General features: G+C 70.0%; 21 protein-coding genes. 13 read left to right on the forward strand and 8 right to left on the reverse strand.

Features of this window, described 5'->3' with window-relative positions:
* Window positions 1-13 precede the first annotated feature (13 nt).
* A complete protein-coding gene (locus tag FB471_RS12955; protein WP_141998165.1) occupies window positions 14-1,747 on the reverse strand; it encodes an SDR family oxidoreductase in 1,734 nt (577 codons plus the stop codon).
* Window positions 1,748-1,874: 127 nt separating this feature from the next.
* Between FB471_RS12955 and FB471_RS12960 the strand changes: the two genes are divergently transcribed.
* From FB471_RS12960 to FB471_RS12975, 4 genes are read left to right on the forward strand one after another with little or no spacing between them, the layout of a single operon-like run.
* The gene (locus FB471_RS12960; RefSeq protein ID WP_141998167.1) at window positions 1,875-2,723 is read left to right on the forward strand and encodes an ABC transporter ATP-binding protein; all 849 of its coding nucleotides are present in this window, start codon (window positions 1,875-1,877) and stop codon (window positions 2,721-2,723) included.
* Window positions 2,720-3,532: an ABC transporter permease gene (locus FB471_RS12965; protein ID WP_141998169.1), complete on the forward strand. Its 813-nt coding sequence runs from the start codon at window positions 2,720-2,722 to the stop codon at window positions 3,530-3,532. The genes FB471_RS12960 and FB471_RS12965 overlap by 4 nt, the downstream gene beginning before the upstream one ends.
* Entirely contained in the window at window positions 3,493-4,704 is a 1,212-nt protein-coding gene (locus tag FB471_RS12970; protein WP_246076382.1) for a sensor histidine kinase, read from the forward strand. The genes FB471_RS12965 and FB471_RS12970 overlap by 40 nt, the downstream gene beginning before the upstream one ends.
* Window positions 4,701-5,321, forward strand: a complete 621-nt coding sequence (locus tag FB471_RS12975) for a response regulator transcription factor (protein WP_141998173.1) — start codon at window positions 4,701-4,703, stop codon at window positions 5,319-5,321. The genes FB471_RS12970 and FB471_RS12975 overlap by 4 nt, the downstream gene beginning before the upstream one ends.
* Window positions 5,322-5,373: 52 nt before the next feature.
* On the opposite strand, the gene FB471_RS12980 is transcribed toward FB471_RS12975, so the two are convergent.
* Window positions 5,374-5,562, reverse strand: a complete 189-nt coding sequence (locus tag FB471_RS12980) for a DUF397 domain-containing protein (protein WP_141998175.1) — start codon at window positions 5,560-5,562, stop codon at window positions 5,374-5,376.
* A complete protein-coding gene (locus FB471_RS12985; protein WP_141998177.1) occupies window positions 5,559-6,422 on the reverse strand; it encodes a helix-turn-helix domain-containing protein in 864 nt (287 codons plus the stop codon). Before FB471_RS12985 ends, FB471_RS12980 begins: the two co-directional genes overlap by 4 nt.
* 422 nt (window positions 6,423-6,844) lie before the next feature.
* Here FB471_RS12985 and FB471_RS12990 point away from each other — a divergent pair, with 422 nt between their 5' ends.
* The 7 genes from FB471_RS12990 (at window position 6,845) to serC (ending at window position 12,330) form a co-directional block, all read left to right on the forward strand.
* Window positions 6,845-7,207, forward strand: coding sequence for a hypothetical protein (locus tag FB471_RS12990; RefSeq protein ID WP_141998179.1), 363 nt, complete (start codon window positions 6,845-6,847; stop codon window positions 7,205-7,207).
* A 36-nt stretch (window positions 7,208-7,243) separates the two neighbouring features.
* Entirely contained in the window at window positions 7,244-7,588 is a 345-nt protein-coding gene (locus FB471_RS12995; RefSeq protein ID WP_141998181.1) for a hypothetical protein, read from the forward strand.
* A 54-nt stretch (window positions 7,589-7,642) separates the two neighbouring features.
* Window positions 7,643-8,092, forward strand: a complete 450-nt coding sequence (locus FB471_RS13000) for a hypothetical protein (RefSeq protein ID WP_141998183.1) — start codon at window positions 7,643-7,645, stop codon at window positions 8,090-8,092.
* A gap of 1 nt (window position 8,093) precedes the next feature.
* Window positions 8,094-8,723 (forward strand): DUF3558 domain-containing protein, encoded by a 630-nt coding sequence (locus tag FB471_RS13005; protein ID WP_170220796.1) that lies wholly within the window; start codon window positions 8,094-8,096, stop codon window positions 8,721-8,723.
* A 14-nt stretch (window positions 8,724-8,737) separates the two neighbouring features.
* Window positions 8,738-9,601: a PPE domain-containing protein gene (locus FB471_RS13010; RefSeq protein WP_170220797.1), complete on the forward strand. Its 864-nt coding sequence runs from the start codon at window positions 8,738-8,740 to the stop codon at window positions 9,599-9,601.
* Window positions 9,602-9,778: 177 nt separating this feature from the next.
* Window positions 9,779-11,137 carry a serine hydrolase domain-containing protein gene (locus FB471_RS13015; RefSeq protein WP_141998189.1) on the forward strand — a complete coding sequence of 453 codons (1,359 nt, stop codon included), beginning with the start codon at window positions 9,779-9,781 and terminating at the stop codon, window positions 11,135-11,137.
* Between the two features lie 62 nt (window positions 11,138-11,199).
* On the forward strand, window positions 11,200-12,330 hold the full coding sequence (gene serC, locus FB471_RS13020) for a phosphoserine transaminase (RefSeq protein ID WP_141998191.1): 1,131 nt from the start codon (window positions 11,200-11,202) through the stop codon (window positions 12,328-12,330).
* Here serC and FB471_RS13025 read toward each other — a convergent pair.
* Entirely contained in the window at window positions 12,238-13,431 is a 1,194-nt protein-coding gene (locus FB471_RS13025; RefSeq protein ID WP_246076383.1) for a glycosyltransferase 87 family protein, read from the reverse strand. The two genes, serC and FB471_RS13025, sit on opposite strands and share 93 nt — an antisense overlap.
* Before the next feature lie 304 nt (window positions 13,432-13,735).
* Here FB471_RS13025 and sepH point away from each other — a divergent pair, with 304 nt between their 5' ends.
* Window positions 13,736-14,623 carry a septation protein SepH gene (gene sepH, locus FB471_RS13030; protein WP_141998193.1) on the forward strand — a complete coding sequence of 296 codons (888 nt, stop codon included), beginning with the start codon at window positions 13,736-13,738 and terminating at the stop codon, window positions 14,621-14,623.
* Window positions 14,624-14,848: 225 nt separating this feature from the next.
* On the forward strand, window positions 14,849-15,076 hold the full coding sequence (locus FB471_RS13035) for a hypothetical protein (RefSeq protein ID WP_141998195.1): 228 nt from the start codon (window positions 14,849-14,851) through the stop codon (window positions 15,074-15,076).
* Window positions 15,077-15,099: 23 nt separating this feature from the next.
* Here FB471_RS13035 and FB471_RS13040 read toward each other — a convergent pair whose 3' ends face one another.
* The 4 genes from FB471_RS13040 to FB471_RS13055 all read right to left on the reverse strand — a co-directional run bounded on the left by FB471_RS13040 (window position 15,100) and on the right by FB471_RS13055 (window position 18,352).
* Window positions 15,100-16,044, reverse strand: a complete 945-nt coding sequence (locus FB471_RS13040; RefSeq protein ID WP_141998197.1) for an acyl-CoA desaturase — start codon at window positions 16,042-16,044, stop codon at window positions 15,100-15,102.
* Between the two features lie 120 nt (window positions 16,045-16,164).
* Window positions 16,165-16,368, reverse strand: coding sequence for a ferredoxin (locus FB471_RS13045; RefSeq protein WP_141998199.1), 204 nt, complete (start codon window positions 16,366-16,368; stop codon window positions 16,165-16,167).
* Between the two features lie 11 nt (window positions 16,369-16,379).
* A complete protein-coding gene (locus FB471_RS13050) occupies window positions 16,380-17,579 on the reverse strand; it encodes a cytochrome P450 (RefSeq protein ID WP_141998201.1) in 1,200 nt (399 codons plus the stop codon).
* A 77-nt stretch (window positions 17,580-17,656) separates the two neighbouring features.
* Complete coding sequence (locus FB471_RS13055) at window positions 17,657-18,352, reverse strand: serine hydrolase (protein ID WP_141998203.1); 696 nt, start codon at window positions 18,350-18,352, stop codon at window positions 17,657-17,659.
* Between the last annotated feature and the right edge of the window lie 111 nt (window positions 18,353-18,463).

The raw sequence follows: 18,463 nt of genomic DNA on the forward strand, positions 1-18,463 counted from the left end.
GCCCGGGCGCCGCTCACTTCGGGGTGGGGTCGAACTTGGCCGCCGCCCGCAGCAGCCCGGGGGTCAGCCGGGAGAGCACCAGCGCGACCTTGGCCTCCGGTGTGGACGGTGCCAGCGCGGTGTTTCGCTCAACCGCACGGAGAATGTCCCTTGCCACCTTCTCGGGGCCGAACCCGCGCCGGGCGTAGAGTCTGGTCGCCGTGGCCTGCCGCCGCTGCTGCTCGGCCTCGTCCACGCCGGTGAACCGGGTGGTTCCGGTGATCCCGGTGCGCACGATCCCCGGGCAGATCACGCTCACCCCGATGCGCTGCCCGGCCAGCTCGGCCCGCAGGCACTCGCTCAGGGTGAGCACCGCGGATTTGGTCGCGGCGTAGGCCGACATGATGCGGGAGGGCAGGTAGGCGGCGGCCGAGGCGACATTCACGATGTGCCCGCCCTCGGCACGGTCCACCATCTGCTCGGCGAAGGCCCGGCAGCCGTGGATGACGCCCCACAGGTTGACGTCCACGACCCGTCGCCAGTCCTCCTCGGAGGTGTCGAGGAAGGACCCCGAGACGCCGATGCCGGCGTTGTTCACCACGATGTCCGGCACGCCGTGCTCGGCACGCACCCGCGCGGCGAAGGCACGCATCTGCTCGCCGTCCGCGGAGTCCACTGTGTAATCAGCCGCGATGGCGCCGAAGCTGCGTGCCCGCTTCGCGGTCTCGGCGACGGCCTCGGCGTTGACATCGGTGAGCACCACATCCGCCCCCTGCTCGGCGAAGGCCAGCGCGGTGGCCCTGCCGATGCCACTGCCCGCACCGGTGACCACCACCAGCCGGTCGGGGAAGCGGTGCTTGTTTCCCCCGTCCACCACCCGGATACGGCGCAGGGTACGGGTTTCCGTGCCACCCTCGACGGAGTCGATCAGCTCGGCCGCGGCGCGGGCCACCACGGCGGGCTTCGACCTGGCGATCCAGTGCCCGCCATTGAGGTGGCGCACCCGCAGGTCCGGCACCCAGCGCTGGATCTCGGTCTGCAACGGGGTGCTGACGTACCGGTCGCCGGTGGGCGCGAGTACCTGCACGGGAATGTCGGTGGTGCGCGGGCGCGGCCTGCTCATCCGGGGCAGCATGTTCGCGCGGTAGAGCTGGATCCCGCGCACCCCGTCCGAGGTCAGCGGGTTCGGCTCGTCCGGCTCCAGCGCGGCGATCACCCGGCGGGCCAGGCCGAGACGCCAGGCGAGCTCCGGGATCAGCGGCAACTGGAAGAAGCCGATATAGCCGGAGTGCAGGAACTGGCCGACCGCGTTGCGCAACGCGCGCGGGCGCGGGCGGAGCTGGGCGCGGAACCAGGCTCCGGCGTAGTCCAGGCAGGGCCCGGACATCGAGGTGTACGAGGCGACCCTGCCACGTAGCCACTCCCCGGTGACCGCGTGCCAGGCCTGGATCGAGCCCCAGTCATGCGCCACGAGATGGACCGCGCCAGCACCGGCCCCGTCCGGCCGCGCCGGGGCGGCCTCGGCCACCACCATGGCCAGGTCGTCGGCAAGCTGGTCGAGCCGGTAGGCGGCGCGCCGCTTCGGCTTGTCCGACTCGCCCGCGCCGCGCACGTCGTAGACCACGACCCGGAACCGGTCGGCGAGCTCGGCGACCACGCCGTCCCACATCGAGCCGTTGTCCGGGTAGCCGTGCACGCAGACCACCACGGGCGCGCCCGCCGGCCCGCTGGTCCGCACCGCGAGGCGGACGCCATCACTCGCCGTCACCCAGCTCTTGGTAAACACATTGTCATGTTAGACAGTTTGTCAATAACGTTGTCCACCGTTCGATGGACAACCGGGTTCCACCCGCCGGTCGTCCCGCGCGCCCCGCTCGGCCGCGCAGGATCGGGGCATGGGTGGAGAGACGACGGTGGTGACGGCCCGCGGCCTGCGCAAGGAGTACTCCGGGCGGGCGGCCGTGGCGGGCATCGACCTGGATATCCGGCGCGGCGAGGTGTTCGCCCTGCTCGGACCGAACGGCGCGGGTAAGACGACCACGGTGGAGATCCTGGAGGGACATCGCAGGCGCTCCGGCGGCGAGGCACGGGTACTCGGCGAGGACCCTGGCCGGGCGGGTGGCAGGTGGCGGGCACGGCTGGGGATCGTGCTACAGACCGCGACCGATGCCGCCGACCTGACGGTGGCCGAGACGGTGCGGCACTACGCGGGGTACTACCCGGACCCGCGGGCGCCGGATGAGGTGCTGGAGCTGGTCGGGCTCGGGCGGCAGGCGGGCAGCAGGATCAAGGCGCTCTCCGGCGGGCAACGCCGCAGGCTGGACGTGGCGCTGGGCATCATCGGCCGGCCGGAGCTGCTGTTCCTTGACGAGCCGACCACCGGGTTCGACCCGGAGGCGCGGCGGCAGTTCTGGGACCTGATCCGGCTGCTCGCCGCGGACGGAACCACCATCCTGCTCACCACGCACTATCTGGATGAGGCCGAGGCACTGGCCGAGCGGGTCGCGGTGATCGCGGGCGGGCTGATCGTCGCCGAGGGCGACCCGGCCACGCTCGGCGGGCGCAACTCCGCCGCCGCGACGGTGAGCTGGTCCACCGCCGAGGGCAGGCGGGAGCGGCAGACCACCGCCCCGACCGCGCTGATCAGGGAGCTCTCCTCCGGCGGTGGGGAGATCGCCGGGCTGGAGGTACGCAGGCCCAGCCTGGAGGACACCTACCTGGAACTGATCGGAGAGCGCCGATGACGACCACCATGCGAGCGAATCCGGGCGCCCTGCGGATCGGGCTGGCCCGCGGCGGGATCGAGCTGCGCCAGTTCTTCCGGCAGCGGGAGCACGCGGTGTTCACCTTCTCGCTGCCCGCGTTCCTGATGGTGCTGCTGGGCACGATCTTCGACGAGACCTTCCCGAGCGGGGTGACCGCCAGCCAGGTGTTCGCCGCCAGCATCATCGGGGCCGGGATCATCTCGACCTCCTTCGTCAGCATGGGCATCGGGGTCGCGCTGGACCGGGAGGACGGCACGCTGAAGCGGCTGCGCGGCACCCCGATGCCTGCCACCGCGTACTTCCTCGGCAAGGTGATCCTGGTCGGCGCGTCCAGCCTGGCCCAGCTGGTGTTCATGCTGGCGATCGCGATACCGCTGTTCGACCTGCGGTTGCCGGACACCGCGGCGGACTGGCTGACCCTGGGCTGGCTGTTCGTGCTCGGCACGATCAGTTGCGGCCTGCTCGGCGTGGCCGCCAGCGGGATGGCCCGCTCGGTCAGCGGCGCCTCGGCCGGAATGCAGCTGGTCTACGTCGGGCTACAGTTCACCTCGGGTGTGTTCGTGCCGATCGGGGCGCTGCCGAGCATCATGGTCTCGGTGTCGTCGCTGTTCCCGGTCAAGTGGATCTGCCAGGGCTTCCGCTCGGTGTTCCTGCCGGAACACATGGCCGTTCGAGAGGTGGCAGGGCAATGGGAGCTCGGAACGACCGCGCTGATCCTGGGCGCCTGGTGCGTGGCGGGGCTGCTGCTGTGCAGGCTGACGTTCCGGTGGACCAACCGGGCGGAGTGAGCGGGCCGGAGCAGGACGCCGGGCACCGGTGGTTCTGGCTGTGGGACGCCTACTTCACGGTGGTGCTGGGCACGATCGTCGCGCTGACACTGTACGAAGAGGACATCCCAGTAACGGGGCGGTTCATCGCGGCCGGACTGCTGGCCGCCATCGGCATCAACTACGTCGCCTGGGGCAGGCGGCCCATCCTGGCCGAAGGGCCGGATCGGCGGCTGCGGCTGTACCTTGCGAGCCAGCTGGCGCTGTATCTCGGTTCCGTGCTGGCTGGGGCGGACGACCCGATGGCGATGTTCGTACTCGGCCCGATGATCTTCATGTGCCTGCGGCCGAAGCAGGCGATCCCGGTGTTCGTCGTCGCGATGCTGGTGCCGACCCTGCTGACGCTGTACGGGCTGGACTCGGTGTCCGCGGGCGTTTCGATGGTCACGATGATGCTGGCGATCACCCTGATGGGCTCGGTGTTCGGCATCTACACGGACCGGCTGGATCGGCAGAGCGAGGAGCGCAAGCGGCTGATCGCGCGGCTGGAGGACAGCCAGGCCGAGGTGTCCAGGCTGTCCCACGAGGCGGGTTCCGCCGCCGAGCGGGAGCGGCTGGCCAGGGAGATCCACGACACCCTGGCGCAGGGCTTCACCAGCATCGTCACCCTGACCCAGGCCGCGGAGTCCGAAGTGGACACAAATCCGTCCGCGGCGCGGCGGCATCTGGAGCTGGCGGGCCGGACGGCACGGGAGAACCTCGCCGAGGCGCGGGCGATGGTGACCGCGCTGGCGCCACCCGCGCTGGGTTCCTCCTCGCTGGAGGAGGCGATCCGGCGGCAGGCCGAGCGGGCGGGCGAGGATTCCGGCCTCGCCGTGCGCTGTGTCGTCGACGGTCCGCTGCCGAAGCTGCCGACCGCCACCGAGGTGGTGCTGCTGCGCGCGGCCCAGGAGTCGCTGGCCAACGTGCTGCGGCACGCGGGCGCGCGTACGGCATCGGTGGAACTCTCGGTCGTCGCCGGCCGCGTGCGGCTGAGCGTCGGCGACGACGGCCGCGGCTTCGACCCCGCCGCGCCCGCGGACGGCTTCGGGCTGCGCGGGATGCGGGCGCGGGCCGAGCAGGTGGGTGGCGAGCTGACGGTACACAGTGGACCGGATGGTGGGACGAGAGTGAACCTGGAGGTGCCGGCATGATCAAGGTGCTGCTGGTGGACGACCATCCGGTTGTCCGCGAGGGACTGCGCGGGATGCTGGAAGCCGAGGACGATCTCACCGTGGTCGGCGAGGCAGGGTCCGGCGCGGAGGCCGTCGCACTGGTCCCGGCCCGGTGCCCCGAGGTCGTGCTGATGGACCTGCGGATGCCCGGTATGGACGGGGTGGACGCCACCCGGCGGCTGCGGCGGGACGCCCCGGACGCGCGGGTGGTGGTGCTGACCACCTACGAGACGGACGCGGACATCCTGCGCGCCGTGGAGGCGGGCGCCTCGGGCTACCTGCTCAAGGACGCATCCCGCGCGGAACTGGCCGGGGCGATCCGGGCCGCGGCCCGGGGCGAGACCGTGCTCGCACCCTCGGTGGCCGGCAAGCTGGTCAACCAGGTCCGCGCTCCCGCCCAGCCGCAGCTGTCCGCGCGGGAGATCGAGGTACTCCGGCTGGTCGCCCGCGGCGACACCAACGCCGACATCGGGCGGGAACTGCACATCAGCGAGGCCACCGTGAAAACCCACCTGCTGCGCGTGTTCGGCAAGCTCGACGTCTCCGACCGCACCGCCGCCGTGACCATCGCCATGCGCCGCGGCCTGCTGAGCTGAGCAAGGGCGGCCGCGGAGAACGCGCGGCCGCCCTTCTGGGCACAGCCGATTGCTAGCCGTGCTGGCCAGCCCGTATCTCGGAGAGGAACGCGCGGAACGCCGAGTGTTGGAAGGTCAGGTGTCCACGTTCCCTGTCTTTGGTGTCTCGCACCATGGCCGAGTCCTGCCCGACCGCGAGTTCCACACAGGCGCTCTGCGAGTTGCTGTAGCTGCTCTTGCGCCACCTCTGGTCAGTGATCATGCCTGGTTACCTCTTCCCTTTGCACTCTCGATGATCTCCGCCGACCGCTGGGGCGATGGCGCGGTGGCGGCTATCGCTTCCCAGATGTCGGAGAGACCAGCCACGTCTTCGGGCTTCTCCACAGTGTCGAGCCCGGTGACGCTCTCAGCGTAGGCGGAATCCGGTTCGTCGTCCTCGGGGAAGCTGAGCAGGAACCACGGCCCGGTCATGGCGCCGTGCGCGCCGTGGTCGAGCGGAACGATCTGGATGGTGACGTGCGGCAACTCGCTCATCGTGATCAGGAGGTCGAGTTGCGCGGCCATGACCTCTGGCCCGCCGACGACCGTGTGCAGGGCGGCCTCGTGGATGAGCGCGTGCAGCACCAGCGGGTTCCGGTCGCGCAGGAGCAGGGCCTGCCGGTCCCGGCGCTCGTCACCCGCGTGCTTCTCCCAGTCCGTTGACCGGTCGAGTCGCTTGCGGCCGCGCGCGATCTCGGCCGCGTACTCGGGTGTCTGGAGCAGGCCGGGCACGATCACGGTATCCAGCGTCCGTTCCTTGACCGCCTCGGCCTCGTCCATCCGGAACCGCCGGTACTTCGCGCTGAGGTTCTCGGCGTGCTGGATGGTGGTGGTGTCAGCGTTGGCGACCTGCCAGAGCTGCTCGGCGTGTGCCCGTTCCTCGTCGGTCGCCCCGATGACGCCGAGGATGGCCGACAGGCGGCCGAGGCTCGGCAGCGCGTCGCCGGACTCCAGGCGCTGGACGGTCTGGCGGGAGCAGACCGCGAGCTTGGCCACCTCATCGGGCTTGCGCCCCGAGCGCTGGCGGATCGGCTTGACGAACCTGCCCAACCTGCGCTTGCCACGTGTGGTCCCTACTGCCATGCGTTAACCCTAGCTACTCACCGCAGCCGCGCTGCGTACACGGATTCACTCTTTTGCACTCTACATTTGAGTAGTCCAAATGCTAAGTCCAAGTCGTCGGCGGGGTGGCGGTTCGTGTCCCTTTGCACTCCCGTTGCCCCGCCGGCCTTCGACCGGCCAGCGGACGCACGACAGGGAGGTCGCATCGTGGAACGGCGAAGCGGCGACGGACATCTCGCGCGGAGTGAGAACGACCTGCCTTGGTCGGTATGGACGAGCCTTGCGGTAGTGATGGTGCGTCGAGGGCTAGCGGCCGGTGCGTCACGGCGGGCGCGGAATGAGGCAGGGCGATGGCTCGATGCGCTTGGGGCCGCGGCCTTGCTTCTCGGCAACCTTGACCAGGCTGCGCCCGGAGAGCATCCCACGACGGGCGGTGAGCGGCGATGATCGAGTTCGTAGCCGTCCTGCTGGCCGTTGTGGCCGGCATGGGAATCGCACGGCTGGTGTCCCGGTCGCATGGGTGTCATACCAGCGACGACCCGGCATACTCCGTCGAGGCGATCATGGTCCGGATCGGGTGGGAACGGATCGAAGCCGAACCGGTCGAAGGCTACGACGAGCCGGTCCCGGCCGTAGACAGTAGGCCCACGGCACCGTTGTGGAACGTCGAATGCGCCATCTGGCCGGGTACGGATCTGGACGTGCGCCGGGGGCCGGGGGCCGTGCCCCAGCAGATGCAGGCCGACTTCCGGCCCGCACCGGTTCCGCGCGAGCAGCAGGTCGGCCGCCATGCGTTACGGGTGTGACTTCCCGGTGGTCTTCGCTGGGTCGAGGGAGTAACGGTGAGCGAAAGCATCGGACATGAACTAACCGAGCGGGATCGGCAGCTTGTCGACCGAGTGCGTGAGTTGCGCCGCTACCTCAACCGGGACGCGACGGTGCGCCTGGCCACCAGAGAGAACAACGGGGAGTTCACCGAAGGGCTTCGGGAACTCGGTCACCTACTGCACGACCTCGGTCGCGACGTGCTGATCCGGGTGAACGCATTGGACGGGGCGCCGTTCCGCCAGGTGCGGCGATGTCGCCGGCCGGGGGAATCCGAGGAGTGGTGCGGGTTGCCAGCCGGAGCGAAGGCCATGCACAAGGATGAGGAATCGTGGAATCGCTCCCGTGAGCTGAAACCGTAGGCTACTCTGGCGCGTCGGAGGGCTACCCGTCGTGACAGGGAGGGGTCGGTACCGGTGGCCGAGATCGAAGGGAAAGCGCTACCCGATCCGAACATCTATATCCCGCCCCCGAGCATCGGGGGAGCCCAGCGGGGTGGCCTTGAGTGGCTGGCCGCCGGCGTGGTCGCCGGAGCCACCGGGCACGCGGCCAGCGGCCCCGGCTTCAAGTACAGCCGCGAACAGCTGGAGACCATCGCGCAGAAGTGGGAAGACCTCGCTGATCGGTATCAGGAAGACAAGATCGATGCCCGCATCATGACTCAGGCTCAGGGTCCGGGTGTGGAATACGCAAGCCAGGACAACGCAGCCTTGTTGCGTACCTCCGGAGAAACCCTGCTGACCACGCTGGATGAGCGGGTGCAGTACTGCCGAGCGCAGGTAAAGAAGTGCCGGGCGGCGCTTGGGCAGTACGAGGCGGCCGAAGACGAGCACGAGGCCGAGATCAACAAGCAGGGGGAGTACTGACGTGCGTCGTGGCGTGCTTCTTCTTGCTGCCGGTGTGTTGTCGCTCGCTGGCTGCTCGGCCGCCGAGCGCGGTGCCCCTGAACCGGTGCCCACGTCGAGCGGTGTCCCCTCGACTAAAGGTTCGTCACCGAGCCCCAGCGCGGCTGGTGGTGCAGTTCCCAAAGTGAACGATCCACTCGATCTTTCTCGCTATCAGGACAACCCATGCGCGCTGCTCACCGACGCCCAAGTGACACGGTTTCTCGGCGAACCGATTGAGGGAACGCCGAAACTTGACGGTCCAACAGGCGACGGTTGCACGTGGAGCGTTCGCGGTGGCGTCGGCGGAGGCATTTTCCTCGACTTACCGACGATCAGCGACACAGGTTTGGCAGGTATTTATCGTCAGCGTGGGACCTCTTACCAGTTCTTCCGGGAGATGCCGAACGTCGAGGGGTACCCGGCGGTGGCGTATGGGCACGCCGACGAGACAGACCAGGGCGAATGTGCCGTTGCGGTCGGAACTAGTGATGATCGAACAGTCGAACTCACAGCCGTGCTGTCTGAACGGACTGTAGGCAAGAAGGACCCTTGTCAGGCTGCGCATGACACGGCGGTGGAGGTTGTGCAGAACATCAAGGGGGGTCGGTGATGCCTGAGGGGCCGATGACTGCCGCTCAGATCTATCAGGAGATCACGGGTGGTGAGGGCACGGGCAAGCTGTCAGCCGCGCAAGAGGCCGCCGTTCGGTTGCGGCGTCGGCTGGAAGAACGCGCCGATGAGGTGATGTCGCTCGGAAGTCTGGTGCAGGAGGGGTGGCAGGGGGAGGCTGGTGCGGCCGCCGCGAACGCCGCTGCTCCGTTGGCCAGGGCTGCGATGCAGGATGCCGAGCATCTGTCGGCGGCGGACAGCGGTGCGCACGATCAGATCGGGGCATTCGATCGGGCGCGGAGCAGGGTGGTTCCGGTCCCGCCCCAGCCGCCGGAGCTGACGGCGCAGGACATTGTCGAAGGGCTGAGCACGGGGGATTTCGGGGCGCATCAGCGGCGGTTGGCCGAGTACAACACGAACAGCCAGACCAACATCGCCGCGTTCTCGGCATATCACCAGGCGAGCATGGCGACCGGGCAGACCTACCCGACCGCGTACACGCCGATGGCCGATCCGGGCGGATCGATCGGACTGGCCGACGGTGGAACCGGCGGCACGGACAGCGAGATCAATGGGCCGCAGCGGTCGTCGGGACCGGTGATCGGTGGCTCCGCGCCCCTGCCGCCCGGGACCCCGCCCTCTGGCGAGCGAGACGCCGGTACGGTGCAGTCCCCACCCCCGGAACCCGGCGGTGCGCAGCCGCAACCCGTGCAGTCCACAGCCACGAGGCACGAGACCTGCACACCATCCTGGACCAGCCCTACTACGGCATCGGGCAACTCCACACCGCCCACCGACCGCGCGACGGCACCCGCCAGCAAGCCCGAGCATCACTGTCCTACCTCGACATCGACGCCGGCCGGATCGGACTGGAGCTGACCGATCCAACCGGCAACCAGCACATCAACGTCTTCCCCGGCCAACCAGCCAAACTGGCCGAGAGAATCGCGAAAGCGAAGACGGCCATGGACAGCCTCGACCATTGACCGATGGTCTCAGCCATCCGCCGCGGGTTGCTGAGCTGAGTGTTATGCCGGGCAAGGCAGAATGCACCTCATGCTTCCTTCGACCGAGTTCGCCCTGCTCCGCCGGATCGCCACCGAACAGTCGCTGGGACGCGCGCCGTCCCTGGTCGCGGGCGTGGTACGGGACGGGGAGCTGGTCTGGTCCGGTGCCCGTGGGTTTGTCGGTGACGCGGCACCCGACAACGACACCCAGTACCGGCTGGGCTCGATCACCAAGTCACTGGTCGCCGCGCTCGTCATGCGGCTGCGCGACGAGGGGAAGCTGGACCTGAACGACCAGGTGGACAAGCACCTGCCCGGTACCAGTCTCGGTGATCGCACGATCGCCCAGCTGCTCGCGCACACCGGCGGGCTCACCTCCGAGTCGCCTGGCTCCTGGTGGGAACGCAGCGAGGGCGAGGGCTGGGGCGAGCTCGCGGCCGGGCTGACCCCGGAGCAGCTCAAGCACCGGGCGGGCAGGCGATTCCACTACTCCAACCCCGGCTACGGCGTGCTCGGCGAGGTGGTGGCCCGGCTGCGCGGCAGCAGCTGGCTGGACGCCCTGCGGACCGAGATCCTCGTTCCCCTCGGCATGTCCCGCACCAGCCCGCAGCCGGAAGGCAAGCATGCCGAGGGCTGGGCCGTGCATCCCTTCGCCGACGTGCTGCTGCCCGAGCCCGCCCCGGACGCCGGGGCGATGGCGCCCGCGGGCCAGCTGTGGTCGACACTCGACGACCTTGCCAGGTGGACGGCCTTCGTCGGCGGGCACACCGGCGAGGTGCTGCACCCGGACACCGTGGCCGAGATGCGCGAGGTCGCCACCGTGGACGACGGCGACGCCTGGACCGCGGGCTACGGCCTCGGTTTCCAGCTCGCCAGGGTCGGGGGCCGCAGGCTGGCCGGGCACACCGGCTCGATGCCGGGCTTCCTCGCCTGCACGATGACCGACCCGGCCACCGGCACCGGCGCGCTGTTCCTGGCGAACACCACCGCCGGGGTGACCCCGATGGGCACCACCGTCGACCTGATCAGCATCGCCGACGAGCACGAACCGAAGCTGCCCGCCCCGTGGCGACCGTCGCCGGTGCCCGCCGGGCTGCTCGCGCTGACCGGGCTGTGGCACTGGGGACCGATGCCCTTCCACCTGCGCCTGCTACCCGGCGGCTGGGTCAACCTGGCCCCGGTGACCGGGAACGGGCGGGCCTCCCGCTTCCGGCCGCTGGACGAGGCCGGGGACACCTGGCTCGGGCTGGACGGGTACTACGCGGGTGAGACGCTGCGGGTGGCGCGCGACGCCGAGGGCAACCCGCACCACCTGGACCTGGCCACCTTCATCTTCACCCGTACGCCCTACGACCCGACCGCCCCGATCCCCGGTGGCGTGGACGAGGCCGGCTGGCGCGGCCGGTGACCCTGGTCCCGGGGTAACCCACGTCACGGCGGGGCGACCGGTCACCTGAGAGACTGCCGGGCATGACCGATCCAGCTGAGTTGACCCTCCCCACCGAACTACAGCCCGCCGACGGCCGCTTCGGGTGTGGCCCCTCCAAGGTCCGCCAGGAGCAGGTCGCCAACCTCGCCAAGGAAGGCGCCGCGCTGCTCGGTACCTCGCACCGCCAGAAGCCGGTGAAGTCCCTGGTCGGCCGGGTGCGGGCAGGTCTGTCCGAGCTGTTCTCCCTGCCGGAGGGCTACGAGGTCGTGCTCGGCAACGGCGGTACCACCGCGTTCTGGGACGCCGCCGCGTTCGGCCTCGTGCGGGAACGTGCGCAGCACTTCACCTACGGCGAGTTCTCCACGAAGTTCGCGAAGGTGACCAAGGGCGCGCCGTTCCTCGCCGACCCGATCGTGGTCGAGGCGGAGCCGGGAACCGCCCCGGAGATCGCCTACCAGCAGGGTGCCGACCTGATCGGCTGGGCACACAACGAGACCTCCACCGGCGTGGCCGTGCCGGTGCGGCGGCCCGCGGGCAGCGAGGGCGCACTGGTCGCCGTCGACGCCACCTCGGGCGCGGGCGGCCTGCCGGTCAAGGCCGAGGACTTCGACGTCTACTACTTCGCCCCGCAGAAGTCCTTCGCCTCGGACGGCGGGTTGTGGCTGGCGCTGATGTCCCCGGCCGCGCTGGACCGGATCGGCGAGCTCGGCGGCTCTGACCGCTGGGTCCCGGAGTTTCTCTCGCTGACCACCGCGCTGGACAACTCGCGCAAGGACCAGACCTACAACACCCCCGCGGTGGCCACCCTGTTCCTGCTGGCCGACCAGATCGAGTGGATGCTCGGCAATGGTGGGCTGGACTGGGCGACCGCGCGTACCAGGGACTCCTCCACCCGGCTGTACGAGTGGGCCGAAAAGACCTCCTACGCGACCCCGTTCGTGCAGGACCCCGCGCACCGCTCGCAGGTGGTCGGCACGGTGGACTTCACCGAGGACGTGGACGCGGCCGCGGTGGCGAAGACGCTGCGCGCGAACGGCGTCGTGGACGTGGAACCGTACCGCAAGCTGGGCCGCAACCAGCTACGCGTCGGGCTGTTCCCGGCGATCGAGCCGGACGACGTCACCGCGCTCACTCGGGCGATAGAGTGGGTCGTCGAGCGTCAGGCCAAGTAGCCCGAGCAGAAGCAGGCCGACCAGCACGTAGCTCTCCCTGATCGGCCAGACATCCCGGTAGTCCCACAGCGGGCTCCACACGAACACCACCGCGGCCACGGCGGCGGACCCGAGCAACAGCACGACTCGGGTCCGGCCGCCGTGCAGGCCGGACCACACCAGCACGCCGAGCACCGGCGCCACCCACACCCAGTGGTGCGTCCAGGAGACCGGCGAGACCAGCAGCGCGCCCAACGCGCAGACCAGCACCGCGGGCACCGGCCGCCCCGCGGCCAGCGCGCGGCGCATCAGCAGTACCGTCGCGGCGAGCACCAGCAGCACCGCGCCGACCCACAACAGCGTCTCGGCGGGTGGGCCGAGCCGGGCGAGCAACCCGCGCAACGACTGGTTGCCGATGTAGCCGGGGTCCCCCACCCGCTCCCGCGCGAAGATCAGTTCGGTCCAGTAGCGCACCGAGGCGGACGGCGCCAGCAACCAGGCCAGCAGGGCACAGCCACCGAACACCACCGCTGCCCGTACCACCGCGCGAAAGTCCTTGCGCAGCAGGAAGAACAGCAGGAACGCCGCCGGGGTCAGCTTGATCGCCGCGGCCAGCCCGATGAGCACGCCGCGGTAGCGCCACCCGGGGGCCAGGACGTCCACGCCGACCAGCAGCATCAGCAGCAGGTTGAGCTGGCCGAATCCGAGGGTGGCGCGCACCGGCTCGCTGAGCAGCGCCACCGCCTGCACGGCCAGCGCGGCGCCACCGACCACCCACACCCGCCGGTCCGCGCCCGCGAAGCACAGCGCGATCACAGCGCCCAGCGCCAGCACCGACACCACACTGAGCAGCACCAGCGCTATGTCCAGCGGCAGCACCAGCAGCGGAGCGAAGGCCAGCGCCGCGAACGGTGGATAGGTGAACGGCAGCACGGTGCCGTCCCTGGTCGGCGGCAGCACACCGTACGGATCGCCGCTGCTGAGCAGCGCGTCCGCGCCGAGCCGGTAGACCTCGAGGTCCAGGCCGTCCAGGTGTTTCCACGCCAGCAACACGCCGACGATCACGACCTCGGCAAGGAGCAAAATCAGCACCGCTGGGCGTGGCGCGCGCCAATCGAGCACCGCAAGACCGTAACCTGCCTGCCATCGACACCGGCCCCCGACCGGGTGACGTCATTCATCAAGATCACAAATAGATCGGGTGAAGGCTCGGCGCGCCTCGCGCGTCAAGTCGACGCGCCGCCCTAACCTAGGCACCCACAGCGGTGATACGGAGTCTTATGTAAATGAGGGTTATGCACAGCGGTAGGTGTGGCTGTCGTCCATGCTTCGCGTCGGATCCAGGCGCCACGAGCCACCCTCCGCAAGCTCCGGGCGGCCCCCGTCGCCTGGATGTGCACAACCCTCCCGGTCGGGAGGCGGAGCAATGCGAGCGCTGCGGGTAGTCGGGTTGCACGAGGACGGCGAGTCCATCGTGTGTGAAGACCCGGCACGCCGTGAGCGCTTCCTACTACCGGCCGACGAGCGCCTGCGCGCGGCCGCGCGCGGTGACGTGACCCGTCTCGGCCAGATCGAAATCGAGCTGGAGAGCCAGATGCGTCCACGCGAGATCCAGAGCCGTATCCGCGCAGGGGAGTCGGTCGAGCAGGTGGCCACCACCGCCGGCGTTCCGGTGCAGCGGGTCGAGCGCTTCGCCTACCCCGTGCTGCTCGAGCGGTCCCGTACCGCCGAACTCGCCCAGCGAGCGCACCCGGTGCGCGAGGACGGGCCGGATGTGCAGACCCTCGGCGAGGTGGTCGCGCACTCCTTCGGCGTACTCGGGCAGGACTACGGCCAGGCCGGCTGGGACTCCTGGCGCGGCGAGGACGGCAAGTGGGTGGTCTGCCTGCACTGGAAGGCCGGCCGTTCGGACAACCGCGCCCACTGGTCCTTCGCTCCGGGAGCACACGGCGGCACGGTGGCCGCGCTGGACGAGCTCGCCGAGGACCTGCTCAACCCGCATGCCAACCGCGCGCCACGCACGCTGCGCTCGATCGGGCAGGCCGAGCAGGAGCCGGACGCCGAGCAGCCGATGCTGGACTACGGCACGGCGGGCGGTGCGGTCGCCTCCGGCGGCACGGTGATCGAAGCCCCGATCCCGGAGCCGGAGGAGGACGACACCACCGAGCTCCCGCAGGTGCCGACCGAGGACACCGGCGCGGACCGGCAGCCGAGCCAGGCACCGCCACCCCGGCCTGCGAAGGGTAAGAAGAATCACCCCGTCGTACCTGCCTGGGAGGACGTCCTGCTCGGGGTCCGCTCACAACGCGGCTAGGAGCGGGCTGCGCGCCCTTCCCGACCCGTGGAGGGTCGGTGCTTGATCGACCCCTCACCGTCGGTAGGTAGTATTACTTCCGGTTACACACGATGCGGTGGCCGGGCGTGGGGACGGGACCCGCCACCGCGGAAGAACCGCATGGGGGTACCCCCGCCAGCTTGTGCCGCGTGGGGCCGTGGCTCGCGGGCGTCGTGCCTCCCGTGTGGGGAGGGAAGGACAACGATGGGCACAATCGACGAGGCCACCGCCGAGCACGGGGGAACCCCGATCTTCGCCGCCATCCGGGACGAGTTCGGTTTCACACCGCCGAGCCAGGAGCCGGAAGCCGCGGAAGCCGCGGCGGACTCGGAGTCCTCCGCCGAGGCCACCGACGCCACGGAGGACGACGAAGAAGCCACCGACGGCGAGGAGGACGACGGCGAGGAGGCGGGCAGACACCGCGGTGACTGACCGGGCGTCCGGGACCCGCCCGGTCAGTCGCGGGTCAGTGCGGCCACCCGCTTCGATGTCGGCCAGCGCACGTGGGACACCCAGCCCAACTTCTCGAACAGCCAGATCAGCCTGGCCGAGGTGTCGATCTGGCCCCGCCGCACACCGTGGCGGGCGCAGGTCGGGTCGGCATGATGCAGGTTGTGCCAGGACTCGCCGAAGGAGAGCACGGCCAGCGGCCAGAAGTTCGCCGCCTTGTCCCTGCTCTTGAACGGCCGCTCGCCGATCATGTGGCAGATCGAGTTGGTCGACCAGGTGACGTGGTGCAGCACCCCCACCCGGACCAGCCCGGCCCAGAAGAACGCGGTCAGCGCCCCCCACCAGGACCAGGTGGCCAGCCCGCCGATCACGGCGGGCAGCAGCAGGGTCAGCACCGTCCACAGCCAGAACAGCTTGTTCACCCGGACCATGTCCTTGTCTATCAGCAGGTCCGGGGTGAACCGCTGCTTGTTGGTCAGGTTCCGGCTGAAGTTCCAGCCGATATGCGCGTGCCAGAACCCCTTGAGCACCGCGAGCGGCGAGGTGCCGAACAGCCACGGCGAGTGCGGGTCGCCCTCCCGGTCGGCGAAGGCGTGGTGCCTGCGGTGGTTGGCGACCCAGGTGATCGGCGGGCCCTGCACTGCCATGCTGCCGGCGATCGCCAGCGCGATTCGCATCGGCCGGGTCGCCTTGAACGAGCCGTGCGTCAGGTATCGGTGGTACCCCACGGTCACGCCGAGCCCGGTCAGGTAGAAGAACCCGACCGCCAACGCGATGTCCAGCCAGCTGAGCCCCCAGCCCCAGAGGAACGGTACGGCGGCGAGCAACGCGAGGAACGGCAACCCGATGAACACGTACACCGCTACCTGCCGCACGACACCGGCCCTGCCCTCCAGAATCGGCTTCGTTCCACCGCTGGATCCGGTGGTCCGGTCAAGGGTCGAGGTCATGCACACTCCTACTCCGCGTCAGCCCATTGCGGCGAGTGACCGTCTCACCCGTCTTCCGTCACCACCCAGACGGAGACGCTCCGCGTCACTGTGTTCACCGCATCCTTCGCCGGTAACGGGTCACCCGCCGTCGTCGTTCACGGTGATCGCGCCGGAGGGGCACAGCTCGGCCGCCTCCCTGGCCGCCGCGTGGTGCTGCGCGGCAGGGGCCGGTTCGAGCAGCATCACGGTCCCGTCGGCCTCGTCCTGATCGAAGACCTCCGGCGCGGTGAGGGCACACATCCCAGCCGCGCAGCAGACCTCCTTGTCCACCTCGATCTTCATCGTCGATCCTCCTACCAACTAATGGGCAACTGGTGCACCCCATAGATACCGCGATCTGTCCGCATAGGCACATCTTCCCGTGCCACCTCCAGGCGTAAACCTGGGAAGCGGCGCACCAGGGCCGCGTACCCGATCCGCATCTCCGCCCTGGCCAACTGCTGGCCGAGACACTGGTGCACCCCGTGCCCGAAGGCCAGGTGCTGCCGTGCCTGCGAGGCGGTGACGTCCAGCTCGTCCGGCCGGTCGAACCGAGCAGGGTCGCGGTTGGCGCCGGGCAGGGACACGGTGACCGGCTCCCCCGCCCTGATCAGTTGCCCGTCCAGCTCCACGTCCTCCAAGGCGGTGCGGTTGATCTCATACTGCACGATACTCAGGTACCGCAACAGTTCCTCGACCGCGCCGTCGATCAGCCCGGGATCGGCGCGCAGCGCCGCGAGCTGCTCGGGGTGCTCCAGCAGCGCGAAAGTACCGAGACCGAGCATGTTCGCGGTGGTCTCGTGCCCGGCAACCAGCAGGATCGTGACCATCCCCATGGCCTCGTCGTCGGAAAGCTCGTCCTCGACCAGCAGCCCGCTGAGGATGTCGTCGGTCGGCGCGGCCCGCTTGCGCGCGACCAACTCGCCGAGGAACCCGAACACCACCCGGTCGATCTCGGCGGACTGCTCGGGGGAGAGATCCGGCCGGACCATCTCCGCGGTGTAGTGCTGGAAGAACTCCCGCTGCTCGCTCGGGATACCGAGCAGTTCGCAGATCACCAGCGAGGGCAGCGGCAGCGCGAAGTGCCGCACCAGGTCGGCCGGTGCGCCGTGCCGTTCCATCTCGTCCAGCAGCCCCTCCGCGAACTCGGCGATCCGCGGTTCGAGCTGGCGCATCCGGCGCAGGGTGAACTGGCCGGTGAGCAGCTTCCGGTACCGGGTGTGCTCCGGTGGGTCCATGAAGATGAACATCCCCGGCGGCGTGGGCTCCGGTTCCGGGGTGCGGATCGGCGAGTGCTGCAGCTCCAGCCGCGAGCTGAACCGGCTGTCGGCCAGCAGCCGCCGCGCGGTGGCGTATTCGGTCACCAACCAGCCTTGCGCGCCGTCCGGGTAGGCCAGCCTGCTGATCGGCTGCTCGGCACGCAGCCGCCCCACCTCCTCCGGCGGGTCGAAGGGACAACGGCGTTCGGTCGGTATCGGGCGCGCCGCGGGCTCGGCGGGCGTGGTGTCGGTCATTCGGGATCTCCTCTCCTCGTAGGGGCGAGGCTCCCCGCGCCCGCGCACCGCCCGCTGACCGCGCGCTGACGACCGGGTCACGCGCTGGGCAGCAGCGGTTCGATGGCCGAGGCCGCGGCGGTGACCGCGGCGCGCAGCGGGGTCCAGCGGGTGCCCGCAGGCGCTTCGGTGAGCAGCACGACCACGTACCGCCAGCCCGGGCCGGCTAGGCCGGTGCTGTGCACCACGTTGTTGTCCGGGCTGTCCGACCAGCCCTGCTTCACCGCCCAGCGCAGCGACATGCCGCTCGGGATACCGAAGTGCTGGTTCCAGCCGTCCGCGGCGATCCGGCGCGCCGTGGCCAGCGCGGACACGATCAGCTCGCGTTGCCGCGCGGGCAGCTCCTCGAGGACGTAGCGATAGGTCCGCACCACGTCCCGCGGGGTTGTCAGCGTGTCGCCCCAGCGGGCGGGGTCTCGCGGCGGGCTGGTGTCGGACAGCCCGACACGCCGCGCCGTCCTGGTCACGATCGCGCCGCGGCCGTACTCCACCCACAGGTCACTGGCGATGCCGTCGTCACTGGATGCCAGCATCCGGCGCAGCTTGCCGTCGATCCGAGCGTTCCGGCCACCAGCCCTGTCCAGCGCTTCGATGGTGATCAGGAGCTTGGTCAGCGAGGCGGCCCGGAACCGTCGGCCGCCGTTGGCCTCCAGCAGCCGCACCTCGCTCTCCCGGTCGAAGACGACCAGGCCGGGAGTGACCGCGGGGGCGGCCGCCCGCACCGCTTCGACCACGGTCGAGGGGTCGATTACATAAGGTGACTGATCGGGTTGCCCTGCCGCACTGGAGAGGGGCGGTTCAGGTGGCTGCGCGGCGGGTTGCCGCGAGTAGAGCGTCGTGGCGCA

The sequence above is a fragment of the Amycolatopsis cihanbeyliensis genome, from assembly GCF_006715045.1.
Taxonomy (GTDB): domain Bacteria; phylum Actinomycetota; class Actinomycetes; order Mycobacteriales; family Pseudonocardiaceae; genus Amycolatopsis; species Amycolatopsis cihanbeyliensis.

Coding starts and splice junctions, on each gene's coding strand:
- FB471_RS12960 (WP_141998167.1), top strand. CDS start 1,875: ATGGGTGGAGAGACGACGGTGGTGACGGCCCGCGGCCTGCGCAAGGAG.
- FB471_RS12965 (WP_141998169.1), top strand. CDS start 2,720: ATGACGACCACCATGCGAGCGAATCCGGGCGCCCTGCGGATCGGGCTG.
- FB471_RS12975 (WP_141998173.1), top strand. CDS start 4,701: ATGATCAAGGTGCTGCTGGTGGACGACCATCCGGTTGTCCGCGAGGGA.
- FB471_RS12980 (WP_141998175.1), bottom strand. CDS start 5,562: ATGATCACTGACCAGAGGTGGCGCAAGAGCAGCTACAGCAACTCGCAG.
- FB471_RS12985 (WP_141998177.1), bottom strand. CDS start 6,422: ATGGCAGTAGGGACCACACGTGGCAAGCGCAGGTTGGGCAGGTTCGTC.
- FB471_RS12990 (WP_141998179.1), top strand. CDS start 6,845: ATGATCGAGTTCGTAGCCGTCCTGCTGGCCGTTGTGGCCGGCATGGGA.
- FB471_RS13010 (WP_170220797.1), top strand. CDS start 8,738: ATGACTGCCGCTCAGATCTATCAGGAGATCACGGGTGGTGAGGGCACG.
- FB471_RS13015 (WP_141998189.1), top strand. CDS start 9,779: ATGCTTCCTTCGACCGAGTTCGCCCTGCTCCGCCGGATCGCCACCGAA.
- serC (WP_141998191.1), top strand. CDS start 11,200: ATGACCGATCCAGCTGAGTTGACCCTCCCCACCGAACTACAGCCCGCC.
- sepH (WP_141998193.1), top strand. CDS start 13,736: ATGCGAGCGCTGCGGGTAGTCGGGTTGCACGAGGACGGCGAGTCCATC.
- FB471_RS13035 (WP_141998195.1), top strand. CDS start 14,849: ATGGGCACAATCGACGAGGCCACCGCCGAGCACGGGGGAACCCCGATC.
- FB471_RS13040 (WP_141998197.1), bottom strand. CDS start 16,044: ATGACCTCGACCCTTGACCGGACCACCGGATCCAGCGGTGGAACGAAG.
- FB471_RS13045 (WP_141998199.1), bottom strand. CDS start 16,368: ATGAAGATCGAGGTGGACAAGGAGGTCTGCTGCGCGGCTGGGATGTGT.
- FB471_RS13050 (WP_141998201.1), bottom strand. CDS start 17,579: ATGACCGACACCACGCCCGCCGAGCCCGCGGCGCGCCCGATACCGACC.